The sequence below is a fragment of the Kitasatospora sp. NPDC058046 genome (assembly GCF_042885595.1).
Classification (GTDB): domain Bacteria; phylum Actinomycetota; class Actinomycetes; order Streptomycetales; family Streptomycetaceae; genus Kitasatospora.
Genome location: NZ_JBHVRS010000012.1, coordinates 13,185 through 26,709, shown reverse-complemented (window position 1 = coordinate 26,709; position 13,525 = coordinate 13,185). Strand labels below are relative to the sequence as shown.

Genomic DNA, 13,525 nt, shown 5'->3' with positions numbered 1-13,525 from the left:
CATCGTGGGGCGGCGCCATGCGTTTGACAAGGGGTCGGGACGCAGGAAAAAAGGGGGGTGGGGCGACGCCGCGTCAGCGCCCGTCGGGCTCCTCGGCCAGCCCGGCCAGCAGGCCCCTGAGCTCCGCCAGCGCCTCCTCGGTGGCCTCCCGCTCACCGAAGACCAGCTGGTGCAGCACCAGGCCCTCCAGCGCGGCGAAGACCAGCCGGGACATGCCGCGGCTCACCGGGCCGGGCAGGATCCGGCCCAACTCGCTCCGGCTGGCCTCGAAGTACTCCTCGTAGAGGCCGCGCAGGTGCGGCAGCAGCTCCGGCCGGCGGCGGGCCTCCAGCAGCAGCTCGTACTGGAAGGCCTGCACCTCGGGACCGGACTCGACCATCTCCACGAGACCGGTGGCGAAGTCGGCCGCGGGGCCGGTGCCGACGCCGAGCGCGCTGACGCTCAGCGAGGAGCGGATGGCGTGGGTCAGCGCCTCCTCGATCAGCGCGTCCCGCGTACCGAAGTAGTGCACGACGAGCCCGTGGGTGACACCGGCCTCCTGGGCGACGGCCCGGTAGGTGAGCTTGCGCAGACCGCCCCGGGCCACCACGCGCACGGCGGCGTCCAGCAGGGCCGTCCGTCCCGTCCCGTAGTTCGTCACGCGCTTGCGGGGGCCGCGCTCGACGGTGGTGGGCTTGACGGGATCGGTCATGTGATCGACCCTACCGGCGCGCACCGGTCAGCGCTTCGGCGGCCGGATGCCGCGGAACTCCCAGTCCCCGCCCAGGGCGGTGGACAGCACCTCCTCCGACTCGGTGGGCTGCGCCCCCACGTCGGTGCGCACCGGGGTCGGCCCGGTGACGATGCGGTTGGCGAGCCGGCCGAGGCCCTCCACCTCGACCTCGACGAGGTCCCCGGGCGCCACCGGCCGGGAGTTGGCCGGGGTGCCGGACAGCAGCACGTCGCCGGGGTACAGGGTGATGGTGCGGGCGATGTCGGCGACGAGGTAGTGCATGTCCCAGGTCATCTCGTCGGTGGAGCCGTCCTGGACGACCTCGCCGTTGACGTAGGTCCGCAGCCGCTTGCCGTGGAAGTCCCAGTCGGTGACCAGCCCGGGGCCGAGCGGGCACAGGGTGTCGGAGCCCTTGACCCGGAGCATGGAGCCGGCGTCGGTGTCCCGGAAGTCGTGCAGGCCGTAGTCGTTGGCCACGGTGTACCCGGCGATGTACTCCCCCGCCTCGGCCGGGGAGACGTTGCGCGCGGTGCGGCCGATCACGATGGCGACCTCGCCCTCGTAGTTGAGCCACTTGCAGCCCTCGGGGCGGACGACCGCGCCCCGGTGGGAGTTGAGCGCCGAGGTCGGCTTGTGGAAGTAGGTGGGGCTGTCGGGCAGGCCGATCCGGAACTCCTCCACCCGGCTGCGGTGGTTGAGGTGGACGGCGATCACCTTGGAGGGGACGACGGGCGGCAGGTGGTGGGCGTCCTCGGCCGCGACGCGCCGGCCGTCGCCGGCCACCAGGTCGTCGCCCTCGCGCACGGTCTGGACGGCGGCGCCGTCGAGCAGGATGCGGCGGTACTCGGGCATGGCGGGGCCTTTCTAGCGGAGGCTGTGGGGGTTGCGCGGGCCGGCCGAGGCGGCGGACGGGCCGGTGCCCGTCCAGCCGCCCTGCGGGCGGTCGAACCAGAGGTGGGCCTGGCCGGTGCCGATCGCGTTCTCGTACTCCCCGTACTGGCGCGCCGTCGCGGTGCAGGCCCGCTCGCCGAGGGCGCCGGCCATCATCAGGTAGTGGGAGAACCCGGCCTCGGGCCGGTGGCGCCGGAACTCGTCCATGGTGTCGAGGACCCGGTCGTGGCGGCCCTCCTTGAACCAGGCGATCCGCTCCCGGTCGGCGGCCCGGGCCTCGGGGGTGAAGATGTGCGCCGGGTCGCCGGACTCGTGGTCGCGCAGCTCGCGCAGCGGCCAGAAGGTGTGGGACAGGGCCCCGGAGGCGATCAGCAGCACCCGCCGGCCCGGGGTGGCGGCGATGCCGTCGGCCAGGGCGCGGCCCAGCCGCAGGTGGTCCTCCGCGTCGCCGGTCTGGCAGACGCCGATGGTCACCCAGCGCTTGTCCGGCAGGCCCTCGCCGAGGAACTTCCACAGGTTGACGGTGGCGTAGTAGATCGGCAGGTACGCGTCGTCGACCGGGGTGATCCAGGTGCCGTGCCGGTCGGCGAACGAGGCGATGGCGCGGGCGAGTTCGGGGTCCCCGGGGAAGTCGTACGGCATCCGGCACATGCCGCGCGGCAGCTCCTCGGAGGTGAACAGCCCGGCCCGGCGCTGCTGGGCGGTGACCACGAACTCGACGGTGGTCGCCCAGTGGGAGTCCAGGACGACGACGGTGTCGTAGTCCGCGCGCTCGAAGACCTCCTCGCGCAGCTGCCGCAGGCCGGTGACGAGGGTGATCTCCCGGCCGTCGTTCAGTCGGCGCCTGGTCTCCTCGGGCAGCACGATGGTGGGCACGTGGGCCAGCAGGCCGGCCCCGACGATCTCACCCATGGCTGGTCCACCCCTTCGGCGAGGTGACGGTGTTCTTGACGTCGCAGTAGAAGTCGAAGCTCCAGGTGCCGCCCTCGCGGCCGACGCCCGAGTGGCGGGAGCCGCCGAACGGGGCCTGGAGGTCCCGGACGAAGAAGCAGTTGACCCAGACGGTGCCCGCCACCAGCCGCGCGGTGACGCGGCGGGCGCGCTCCGGGTCGCCGGTGGCCACGGTGGCCGCCAGGCCGAAGCGGGTGTCGTTGGCCAGCCGGACGGCCTCCTCCTCGGTGCCGAAGGTCTGGAGGGTCAGGACGGGGCCGAAGACCTCCTCCTGGACGATCTCCGCGTCCTGGGCGACGTCGGTGAGCAGGGTCGGCGCGTAGTACCGGCCGTCCCGGGGCCGGCCGCCGATCACGGTGCGGGCGCCGGCCGCGACGGCCCGCCGGACGAAGCCGTCGATCTTCTCCAGCTGGCGGGGGTGGACGGTGGGGCCGATGTCGGTCGCCTCGTCGCGCGGGTCGCCCTGCACGAGGCGTGCGGCCCGCTCGACGAAGCGCCGGGTGAACTCCTCGGCGACCGTCTCCTCGACGAGGAGGCGGGTGGCGGCCAGGCAGACCTGGCCGGCGTTGTCGTACTGCTCCACCGCGAGGTCGACGGCGAGGTCCAGGTCGGCGTCGGCGAAGACCAGCAGCGGGGACTTGCCGCCCAGTTCGAGGCTGAGCGGGGTGAGGTTGGCGGCGGCCGACGCGGCGATCCGGCGGGCGGTCGGCACGGACCCGGTGAAGCTGATCCGGCGCACGTCCGGGTGCGAGGTGAGGGCGTCGCCGATCTCGGCGCCGTACCCCTGCACCACGTTGAGCACGCCGGCCGGCAGCCCCGCCTCGGCGGCGATCGCGGCGAGCAGCGAGGCCGTCAGCGGCGACCACTCGGCGGGCTTGAGGACGACCGTGTTCCCGGCCGCGAGGGCCGGGGCGACCTTCCAGGTGGCCAGCATCAGCGGCGCGTTCCAGGGGGTGATCAGCACGCAGGGGCCGGCCGGGTCCCAGCTGACGTGGTTGGTGTGGCCGCGGGTGTCGAAGTCCTCGTGGCCGAGCCGCAGCAGCCAGTCGGCGAAGAAGCGGAAGTTGTGCGCGACCCGGGGCATGACGCCGCGGCGGTGCGAGCGCAGCAGGGCGCCGTTGTCGGCCGTCTCCACGACGGCCAGCTCCTCCAGCCGGCGCTCCACGCCGTCGGCGACGGCGTGCAGGAGGCGGGCCCGCTCCTCGCGCGGGGTGGCCGCCCAGGCGGGGAAGGCGGCCTTGGCGGCGGCGACCGCGGCGGCGGCCTCCGTCGCGGTGCCCCGGGCGATCTCGCCGAGGACGGCGCCGTCGACGGGCGAGACGTCGGTGAAGGTGCCGGCGGAGGCGACGCGTTCGCCGCCGATCCAGTGCCGGGTGTCGACGGCGACCCCGGCGACGGTGGTGGTGTGTTCGCTCATGTCCTGCGCTTCCTCGTGTCTCCGGGTTCCTCGTGGTCGGTGCGGCGGGGGGTCACTCGGCGCCGGAGGTGCCGGACTCCAGCAGCCGGCCGCCGTCCCACACCACGCCGACCTGCCGGTAGTAGGCGGCGATCGGCTCGCGGACCTCCAGCCGGGCCAGCTCCTCGGTGGGCGCCTCGAACAGCTCCAGCTCGGCGTCGCCCACCCAGGGCTGCCCGGCCTCGAAGGAGGCGGCACCGGACTCGACCAGCTCGTCCAGGGCGAGGCCCTTGCCCTTCTCGATGGAGGGCAGCCAGCGGTGGTGGAGCATCGGGTGGCCGTTGACGAAGCCGTTGCTCTCCGACGGCTCGCGCAGCGTGACGACGGCCTGGGCCAGGCGCCGGTCCGCGGCGGCGAGGGTCGCGCCGAACCGGGCGCCGGCCTCGATCCGCGGGGCGGGCCCGTACGGGTGCGGCCGGGTCTGGTGGATGGAGCCGAGCTTCTTCGGGTAGCCCTGGTGCAGCCCCCGGGCGATCGCGAAGTCCTTGTCGACCCAGATGTGCGCGCAGCGGCTGTACGTCCGGCCCCGGTACGCGCAGCGGACGACGGCGAACGCCTCCTTGTACTGGGCGCGCACCGGGTCGAGCAGCTCCCGTCCGGAATCGGAGCAGGACTGCCAGTCGGCCCAGATCAGCGCGACGGCGCCCGGGTCCTCGTCGGCGAGTTCCAGCGGCTCGGGCAGCAGTTCGCGCACCCGGGCCGGGTCGGTGCGGTACTCGACGGTGAGCAGGTCGCCGGAGTAGCGCCACGGCGGCGGGGGGATCAGCGACGAGTCGCCGGTCGCCGTCTTGGGGTGGAAGTATCCACGGACACTGGCCACTTGGGGTTCCTTACGCGGTGGGAGCGGGGTGGGGGAGGGCGGGCCGCGCTACGGCCGGCTGCGGGAGGGCGGGCTGCTCTACGGCCTGCTGCCCTACGGCCGGCTGCTCGACGGCCGGCTGCTCGACGTCCGGCCGCCGCAGCAGCTCGGCGCGGTAGCGGGCGGCGGCCGCCGCGGCGCCCCGCCCGCCGAGGGCGACGACGCCGACCAGGCGGCCGGCCCGGTGGTAGCCGACCAGGACGTCCCCGTCGGGGTCCCCGTCGAGGTCGCCGTCCAGGACGCGCGCGTCGTCCCGGCCGAGGCCGGGGGCGCCGAAGGACTGCAGCCGGAAGTCGTGCTGGTCGCTCCAGAAGGTCGGCAGCGGGGCGAACGGCGCGAGACCGTGGTCGGCGCCGGCGAGGTGGGCGGCGAGCACCCTGGCGGCGTGCTTGGCCGTGTCGGTGGGGATGGACCAGTGCTCGACGCGGCGCGGGACGCCGTCGTACCGGGCATTGGGGAAGCGGGCGACGTCACCGACGGCGACCACCTCCGGCCGCCCGCCGGCCCGCAGGTGCTCGTCCGTGCGCACGCCGTCGGAGAGGTCCAGGCCGTTGCCCTCGAGCCACTCGGTGTTGGCCACCGAGCCAACCGACTCCACCACCACGTCCGCGTCCAGCACCCTGCCGTCCGCCAGCGCCACCCCGGTGACCCGGTCCTCGCCCCGGAAGCCGGTCACCCCGGTGCCGAGGGCGAAGCGGACGCCCCGCCGCCGGTGGCGGCCGAGCAGCGACCCGGCGAGCAGTTCGCCCAGCGGGCCGACCATGGGCAGCGGCTGCGGGTCGACCACGGTGACCTCGGCGGCGCCGAGGGCGACGGCGGTGGCGGCCACCTCGCAGCCGATGAAGCCGGCTCCGACCACGACCACCCGCGCGCCGGGCCGGGTCAGCGCCTCGCGCAGCCCCCGGGCGTCGGCCTGGGTCCGGACGGTGTGCCGTCCGGTGGCGGGGCCGGGGCAGCGCAGCCGCCGGGCGCGCATGCCGGTGGCCACGACGAGGGCGCGGTAGGGCAGGGTCTCGCCGCCGTCGAGTTCGACGGTCCGGCGGTCGAGGTCGGCCCGGACGACCGCGGTGCCCAGGCGCCAGTGCACGTCGGAGACGCCGGCCCGGGGCCGGAGGGCGAGCGAGTCGAAGGAGGCCGTGCCCGCCAGGACCTCCTTGGACAGCGGGGGCCGGTTGTAGGGCATGTGGGGCTCGTCCCCGACGAGGGTGATCGGCCCGTCCCAGCCCGCGGCGCGCAGCTGTTCGGCGGCGCGCAGCCCGGCCATGGAGGCGCCGGCCACGACGACGGGTGCGCCGGCCCCGGCGGTCGGCGTGCCGGCCCCGGCAGTGGGTACGCCGGCCCCGGCGGTGGGTGCGGTCACGGCTCAGTCCTCGATCCGGATGGCCTGGAGCGGGCAGACGTCGGCGGCCTCCTCGACGTCGGCGCGCAGGCCCTCGTCGGGGTGGGCGACGTACGCGAGGTGTCCGTCCTCGTCGAAGCGGAAGACGTCGGGGGCGGCGAAGACGCACTGGCCGTGGTCCTGGCACTTGTTCATGTCGACGACGACCTTCATGGCCGGTCCTCCTGGTGGTGGGGGAGCGTCGCGGGAAAGGGAGGGAACGGGAGGGAACGGGGGGATCGCGAGGGGCGTGGGGCCGCGGGGGCCGGATCACGACCGAGGGGGCGGCGGACGCCGGAGGCAGGGGGCGATGGCCGCCGAGGAAGGCGGTGACGAGCGACCGCCAAAACGTTTGATGTCAAATAACATAGGAAGCAGCCGGCCTCTGGTCAAGAGCTATCCGGATGGATAAATTTCTGGGGCAGACCCCTTGCGGGAGAGCGACCGGCGTCCCTACCGTTTGCCACCAGCGAGCGAGCGTGTCCTGCCCCACCCCGCAGCCCGAAGCCGCCGCGCCCCCTCCCCCACCCCGCCACTGCCGTGCGCCCTGGCCCTCCCGACGCCGTGAACGCGGGGAGGCGCCCCACTTCCCCCAGAGGAGACACCGGTGAGCGCATCCGACATCCCTCCCGTCCGCCACCACCTGGAGCGGCTGGCCGCCCAGGGCATCGACGTGGTCCGGGTGACCTATCCCGACCTCATCGGCACCGAACGGGCCCGGGACGTCCTGCTGGACCACCTGCCCTCGGCCTGCGAACACGGCCTCGCCTTCTGCCGCGCCGTCTACCACACCAGCCCCCAGGGCGACGTGGTCCCCGTCCCCGGCGGCCTGGACGCCGGCCTGCCCGACATCTGCGTGCGCCCCGACCTCGACACCCTGGCCGCCCTGCCCTGGGAGCCCGGAGTCGCCAGCTGCCTCGGCGACGTCACCGACCCGGCCACCGGACGGCCCGCCCCGGAATCCCCCCGCGACCTGCTGCGCACGGTCGTCGACCGGTGCCGGGAGCACGGCCTGCACCCGGTCGTGGGGCCGGAGTTGGAGTACTTCCTGTGCGACGCCGCACCCGGGACGCCGCAGGGCTGGCGCCGCTACAGCGAGGCCGCCGGCGTGGTCTACACGGCGGGGCTGCGCGCGGACGCCGACAACCACCTGCTGCGCACCCTGCGCCTGCTGCGCGACCTCGGCATCGGCATCACCAACGGCAACCACGAGTTCGACGGCTCCCAGTTCGAGATCAACCTCAACCACTCCGACGCCATGGCGGCCGCCGACCGCGCCTTCCGCTTCAAGTCCGCGGTCAAGGAACTCGCCCGCAAGGAAGGCCGGTTGGCCACCTTCATGGCCAAGCCCTTCCAGGGCGCCGGCGGTTCCGGCTTCCACCTCCACCTGTCCTGCGTGGACGGCGCGGGCGGCAACGTCTTCGCGGACCCGGCCGCGCCGTACGGGCTCAGCGCGACCGCGCGCCACGCGGTGGCCGGCGTCCTCGCCCACGCCCCGGCGCTCGCGGCGCTGGCCAACCCGACGGTCAACTCCTACAAGCGCTTCGGCCCCGACACCCTCGCCCCCTGGCTGATCGACTGGGGGCTGGACAACCGCAGCGCCATGGTCCGGATCCCGCCGGAGCGCGGCTCCGGCAGCCGCTTCGAACTGCGGCTGGGGGACGCGAGCGCCAACCCCTACCTGCTGATCGCGGGGACCGTCGCGGCGGCCCTGCTGGGCGTCCTCGCCGGCGAGGAGCCCACCGCCCCGCTGGAGGGCTACGGCTACGACCGCGCCAGGTCCGCGCTGCTGCCGACGTCCCTGCCCGAGGCGCTCGACGCCCTGGAGGCGGACCAGGCCCTGACCGGGGTGCTCGGCCGGGACTTCGTCGACGCCTACCTCTCGTACAAGCGCGACGAGGTCGCCCGCTTCCAACGGCACGTCACCGACTGGGAGTTCACCGAGTACGCGTACCACCTGTGAGACCGAGGAGACCAACCGTGACCACCGTGCCGTCCACGCCGCCCGCCTCCGGCGCCATCGACGAACCGCTGCCCCTCGACCAGGTGGACCTGGCCGACCTCGACAACTTCACCGACGGCGTCACCCCGTGGCGGATGTTCCACACCCTGCGCCACCAGGACCCGGTGCACTGGCAGCCGGAGGAGGCGCCCAACTCCGGCTTCTGGGCGGTCACCCGGCACGCCGACATCGCCCGCGTCGACCGGGACGCCGAGACCTTCACCTCGACGAGGTTCGTGAACCTGGAGGAGGTCGACGACGACCAGATCAAGAAGCGCGCCTCCATCCTGGAGCTGGACGGGGTCCGCCACCGCGCCCTGCGCAGCATCCTCCAGCGCCAGTTCGGCGCGGGCGTGATCAACAGCTACGCCGACTTCCTGCGCGGCCTGACCGCCACCACGCTGGACGCCGCCCTGGCCAAGGGCCGCTTCGACTTCGTCAAGGAGGTCTCCGCCGACTTCCCGATCAACGTCCTCGCCCGCCTCCTGGACGTGCCCCCGGAGGACAACCAGCAGCTCATCGACTGGGGCAACCGGATCATCGGCAACACCGACCCGGACTACGCCGACGTCCTGCTGCACAGCGCGGAGAGCGAGAAGTACCGCGACCTGCCGTTCCGTTCGCCCGCCTCGCTGGAGGTCTTCGCCTACGGCCGCGAACTCGCCCGGCAGCGGCGCGGCGGCGCCGGCACCGACCTGGTCTCCAGGCTGGTCAACGAGACCCCCCGCGACGGGGTGCCGCTCTCGCCGCAGGACTTCGACAACTACTTCCTGCTGCTGGTCGTCGCCGGCAACGAGACCACCCGGCACACCATCAGCCACTCCATGCTGGCCCTCCTCCAGCACCCCGAGCAGCTCGCCCGCCTCCGGGAGGACCCGTCCCTCATCCCCGGCGCGGTGGAGGAGTTCCTGCGCTGGGCCTCCCCCGTCTACCACTTCCGCCGCACGGCCACCCGAGACGTCGAACTCGGCGGCAGGCGGATCAGGGAGGGCGAGAAGGTCGTGATGTGGTTCGCCTCCGGCAACCGCGACGAGGAGGTCTTCGGCAACCCCTACGACTTCGACGTGACCCGCCGCGACAACGACCACGTCACCTTCGGCAAGGGCAGCCCCCACCTGTGCCTGGGCAACCTGCTCGCGCGCACCGAGATCCGCATCATGTTCGAGGAGCTGATCCCGCGGCTGGCGGGCATCGAACTCGCCGGGGACGTCCCGCGGGTGCGCTCCAACTTCGTCAACGGCATCAAGCGGCTCCCGGTCGAGGTCACCCTCGCCTGACCCCGCCGCACGAGGTCGGACGGGCCGCCGCCGTTCCGGGAACGGCGGCGGCCCGGAGGCCCGTACGACGGCGCGTCAGCGCCGCAGGACGGTGACGGTGAGGCCCGGCGCGGAGCGGATCTCGGCCTCGGTGAAGCGCTCGGTCACCCACTGCTTGCGGGCGTAGACGCGGGTCTGGTCGGTGAAATGGGGCGAGGTCGGGTCGGCGGACTCGCCGTAGGTGAGCAGCGTCCTGGTGCGCGGACCCCGGTCGGTCAGCTCGGTGGCCATCAGGAAGGTGCCGCCGTGCGGGACACTGCCGAGGTTCGTCGGGTAGGTGCCGCCGCCGGTGCCCGAATCCGGCCCCGCCGTCAGCACGTTGAAGCAGCCCAGCTGGTGGGAGCAGCCGTGCAGCGGGATGCCCGCCCAGCGCTGGACGAGGCCGATCGGGGCGTCCACCGGCAGGCCGCGGGCCGCCAGGCCCTTCACCGCGTCGGCCAGGGCGCGCTGGGCCTCGGGGTTGGCGGCGTCGATGCCGCGCGGGGTGGTCAGCGGCCGGGCCGGATCGGCCGGGACCGTCTGCCAGGCGGTCGTGCCGGTCCCCGCCAGCGCGTCCCGGTACGCCTGCCAGAGCACGGTGCCCCGGCTGTCGGCGTCGGCCCGGGTGTTCCAGGCGGCGAGCGCGTCGCAGGCCGGGCGGACGTCGACCCGGCTGCCGTCGGAGGCGGCGATCTCCGGGTGGGCGCGGCACAGCGCCACGGCGTCGTCACGGTCGAGTTCGGCGCTCTGCACCCGGTTGCCGAACATCGTCGCCTGGAGCGAGGCGAGGGTGAACCCGGGGGCGCCGAGGCCGTCGGTGCCGGCCCGGCGGTCGGCGATCATCCGCAGGCCCAGCTGGCTGCGCAGCATCCGCGCGGAGGCGCCCTGGTACATGGCGGGAAAGCCGGTGAGCGGGGCCTCCGCGTTGGTCAGGTACGGGCCGTTGTTGGAGTTGGCGACGTAGTCGGTACGGGTCAGGCCCGGCTGGTTGGCGGGGCCGAAGACGCCGGGCACGAGCGCGTCCGGGTCGGTGCCCGGGTCGCAGGCGGCGGTCGAGCCGTCCAGCACCTGTCCGAAGCCGCCGCCCGCGACCAGGCAGCGGTCGCGCTGGGCGTCGGGGAGGTTCGGGACGGCGGAGGCGTCGGTGAACCAGGTGGTGCCGGTGGAGTCGACGGCCGTGGTGTACACCCACGGGAGGCCCTGGTAGGTGCGCTGGGCCTGGCGGAGCTGGTCGAGGTTCTGGGCGCGGCCGACCGCCAGCCACTGGTTCAGGGAGCGGAGGTTCTCGGCGTTGGCGTCGCCGAGGGTGTAGGCGTGCTCCCCGGTCCAGCCGTCGGCGAGGACGTAGCCGTGGCGGGAGCGGTAGAGGCTCCGGTCGACGGTGGAGAGCGTCCCGTCGGCGGCCCGGACGGTGACCTTGACGGTCTCCTGGGCCATCCGCTCGGCCTTGCCGTCCACCAGGTACGCGGTCGGGTCGCCGGGCACCAGGCTGAGCCGGTGGAGGGTGTAGTGGTCGGCGTAGCTGGTGGTGTGGCTCCAGGCGAGGCCGCGGGTGTGGCCGATCTGGAGGAACGGGATGCCGTACAGTCCGGCGCCGGCGACGTCCAGGACGCCGGGGATGGTCAGCTGGGCCTGGTAGAAGCGCTGCTCGCCGGCCCACTGGAGGTGCGGGTTGGCCAGCAGCAGGCCGGTGCCGTCGCGGCTGGCGTCGCGCCCGATCGCCCAGGCGTTGCTGCCGAGTTCGGGGTTGTCGGCGGAGTGGCCGGGGGCGGCGATCCGGGGTGCGTCCGCCGCGGGTCCGGCGGCTTCGGCGCCGGACCCGGCTGTGGCTGCGGGCCCGGTCGAGGCCGCGGGGACGGCCGTGGCGATCTGCTGCTTGGCGGCGCCGCTGCCCGCCAGGGTGTTGGCGGAGTAGAGGATGTTCCACAGGTCGTCCGCGGTGATCGGCCCGACCCAGGCCTTCCCCCGGCAGGACGGGTCCGGCAGGTGGTCGGGGCCGGTGTCGCGCAGGTAGCGGTTGTACCCGGCGACGTAGCCGTCCACCAGCTGCCGCACCTCGTCGGTCGGGCCGAGCGGCGCGGGGGCGGCCTGCAGCCGCCGCACCGTCCCGGCGCGCAGCAGGCCCTGCTGGTAGGTGTCGCTCACCAGGTTGCTCACCCGGTCCACGGACTCGCCGTCCGGGCCGAGGTGGCGCGAGCGCTCGCCGCGCACGGTGAGCACCTGGTCGGCGAGCTGGCAGAGGTTGTCCTGGGCGAAGGCGTACCCGTAGCCGTAGCCGAGGCCGCCGAAGTCGCGGGCGAGGACGTGCGGGACGCCGTACTCGGTCCGGCTGATCTTCGCGGTCCAGCCGCCCCGGTCGGCGTCCGGGCCGGTCCCGAGGTCGGTGCCGGCGGCCTGGGCCACGGCGGGCACCAGGGCCGTCAGCAGCGCGGATGTCAGCCCGACCGCGAGCGCGACCGAGGTGAACCGCCTTATTTTCGATGTGAACTGACGTTCCTTCATGTTCTTCACTTCCGTCATGGCCTCACCCTGTGGCCGCCGGCACCCGCCGGTCATCGCCCCTCGGGACGACCTGCCCTCGACCCTACGACCTATCCGTGTACACCCCGGGGAGGAGACGTTCCCTACCCGCACGACCCTCCCCTCGGACGATGCGGTCGTCGATCACAGAGTCCGACGCCCGCTCACCTGGCGCGGGGGCTCCCGGCGCACAGGGCGTGGTCGATCAGCTTCGAGGCCGCGTCCTCCTGGGCCTTGATGTGCTCCCAACTGTCGCCGAGCGCCTCGGACATGGAGACCACGGCGCTGCGCTTCCCGTCCTCGGTGACGCCGTTGAGGGTGATGAAGCCGCCGTCCCCGCCGTCGTGGCCCCAGTAGGTCCCGCCGCAGGTCAGCGAGCGCTTGACCAGGCCGAGCCCGTACTCGCCGCCGTGCCACATCTCCGAGGTCTGGTCGTCCACGGGCACCGTCCGCCGCATCTCGGCCAGTTGCCGCGCCGGCAGCAGCCGGCCCGCGAGCAGTGCGCGGAGGAGGACGTTCTCGTCCCGTGTGGTGGTGGCCCAGGAGAGCCCCTGGTCCATCGGCACCTGCTCGGTGACGTCCACCCGGCCGTCGGGTTCGGGGAAGAGCTGGTAGGCCTGGGCGTGCGGCCGGGGCAGGGTGGGCGAGGTGCCCATCAGCCGGGTCCGATCGAGGCCGAGCGGGCGCAGGATCCGGTCCTCGACCTCCCGGTGGGCGGGGCGGCCGGTGGCCCTCTCGACGACCATGTCGAGCAGGAGGTAGCCGACGTTGGAGTACCTCCAGCTCTTGTCCGTGCCGAACTCCGCCCCGGCCACCAGGTCTTCGGGCTGGTAGACCTTGTAGCGCTCCCGCTCGTACCCGTCCTTCGAGTCGTATCCGGGCAGGTGGTCCACGATGCCGCCCTGGTGCTGGAGCAGCTCGCGGACGGTGGTCCCGCCGCCGGCTCCGCCCTTGGCCCGTACCACCTCCGGCAGCCAGTGGTCGAGCGTGTCGTCCAGCGACAGCCGCCCCTCGGCCTCCAGTTGGAGGACCACGGTCGCGACCATCGTCTTGGCCGTGCTGGCCATCCGGAAGTAGCCGTCGGGGGAGACCGGGCGGCCGGTGGTGACGTCGGCGGTGCCGCTGGTGGCGACCGTCTGGCGGCCGTCGGGCCCGATCACCCGGGCCTGCACGCCGCTGATGCCGAGGTCGTGGATCGCCGCGGCGTCCCGGCGCAACTGCTCGGCGACGGACGGACCGGCCGGGCGGGCGACGGCGGTGGCCGCGTTGGCGGCGAGCAGCACGGTGACGCCGGCCGCCACGACGAGGTGCCTGCGCAGGGTCGAACCCATGATCGAAGTCATGGCCGCACGCTAACCGGTTCCGGTCCGAACGGGCCGCGGTGCTCCGCTACTTGGGGGAGGAATGGGGGATGTCCCCCAGTCGTCCCCCAGCGCTGTCCCGGGACTCCCCCGCACCGAC

General features: G+C 74.0%; 11 protein-coding genes. 2 read left to right on the top strand and 9 right to left on the bottom strand.

Annotated features, from left to right (window positions below; genetic code table 11):
- Positions 1–73 precede the first annotated feature (73 nt).
- The 7 genes from ACFVU7_RS23685 to ACFVU7_RS23655 form a co-directional block, all read right to left on the bottom strand.
- Positions 74–691, bottom strand: coding sequence for a TetR/AcrR family transcriptional regulator (locus ACFVU7_RS23685; protein ID WP_049650720.1), 618 nt, complete (start codon positions 689–691; stop codon positions 74–76).
- Between the two features lie 27 nt (positions 692–718).
- Positions 719–1,564: a fumarylacetoacetate hydrolase family protein gene (locus tag ACFVU7_RS23680; protein WP_117486939.1), complete on the bottom strand. Its 846-nt coding sequence runs from the start codon at positions 1,562–1,564 to the stop codon at positions 719–721.
- Positions 1,565–1,576: 12 nt separating this feature from the next.
- Complete coding sequence (locus tag ACFVU7_RS23675) at positions 1,577–2,515, bottom strand: 3,4-dihydroxyphenylacetate 2,3-dioxygenase (RefSeq protein WP_117486940.1); 939 nt, start codon at positions 2,513–2,515, stop codon at positions 1,577–1,579.
- On the bottom strand, positions 2,508–3,971 hold the full coding sequence (locus ACFVU7_RS23670) for an aldehyde dehydrogenase (RefSeq protein ID WP_388046972.1): 1,464 nt from the start codon (positions 3,969–3,971) through the stop codon (positions 2,508–2,510). The genes ACFVU7_RS23675 and ACFVU7_RS23670 overlap by 8 nt, the downstream gene beginning before the upstream one ends.
- 52 nt (positions 3,972–4,023) lie before the next feature.
- The gene (locus ACFVU7_RS23665; RefSeq protein WP_049650716.1) at positions 4,024–4,830 is read right to left on the bottom strand and encodes an acetoacetate decarboxylase family protein; all 807 of its coding nucleotides are present in this window, start codon (positions 4,828–4,830) and stop codon (positions 4,024–4,026) included.
- A gap of 10 nt (positions 4,831–4,840) precedes the next feature.
- Positions 4,841–6,148, bottom strand: coding sequence for an NAD(P)/FAD-dependent oxidoreductase (locus ACFVU7_RS23660; protein WP_388047219.1), 1,308 nt, complete (start codon positions 6,146–6,148; stop codon positions 4,841–4,843).
- Between the two features lie 84 nt (positions 6,149–6,232).
- The gene (locus ACFVU7_RS23655) at positions 6,233–6,421 is read right to left on the bottom strand and encodes a ferredoxin (protein WP_049656520.1); all 189 of its coding nucleotides are present in this window, start codon (positions 6,419–6,421) and stop codon (positions 6,233–6,235) included.
- Positions 6,422–6,854: 433 nt separating this feature from the next.
- Here ACFVU7_RS23655 and ACFVU7_RS23650 point away from each other — a divergent pair, with 433 nt between their 5' ends.
- Both ACFVU7_RS23650 and ACFVU7_RS23645 read left to right on the top strand, forming a co-directional pair.
- Positions 6,855–8,210 (top strand): glutamine synthetase family protein, encoded by a 1,356-nt coding sequence (locus tag ACFVU7_RS23650; RefSeq protein ID WP_388046971.1) that lies wholly within the window; start codon positions 6,855–6,857, stop codon positions 8,208–8,210.
- A gap of 26 nt (positions 8,211–8,236) precedes the next feature.
- The gene (locus tag ACFVU7_RS23645; protein WP_107086561.1) at positions 8,237–9,526 is read left to right on the top strand and encodes a cytochrome P450; all 1,290 of its coding nucleotides are present in this window, start codon (positions 8,237–8,239) and stop codon (positions 9,524–9,526) included.
- A gap of 75 nt (positions 9,527–9,601) precedes the next feature.
- On the opposite strand, the gene ACFVU7_RS23640 is transcribed toward ACFVU7_RS23645, so the two are convergent.
- Both ACFVU7_RS23640 and ACFVU7_RS23635 read right to left on the bottom strand, forming a co-directional pair.
- Positions 9,602–12,064, bottom strand: coding sequence for a penicillin acylase family protein (locus ACFVU7_RS23640; RefSeq protein WP_388046969.1), 2,463 nt, complete (start codon positions 12,062–12,064; stop codon positions 9,602–9,604).
- Between the two features lie 164 nt (positions 12,065–12,228).
- A complete protein-coding gene (locus tag ACFVU7_RS23635) occupies positions 12,229–13,407 on the bottom strand; it encodes a serine hydrolase domain-containing protein (RefSeq protein ID WP_388046967.1) in 1,179 nt (392 codons plus the stop codon).
- Positions 13,408–13,525 lie beyond the last annotated feature (118 nt).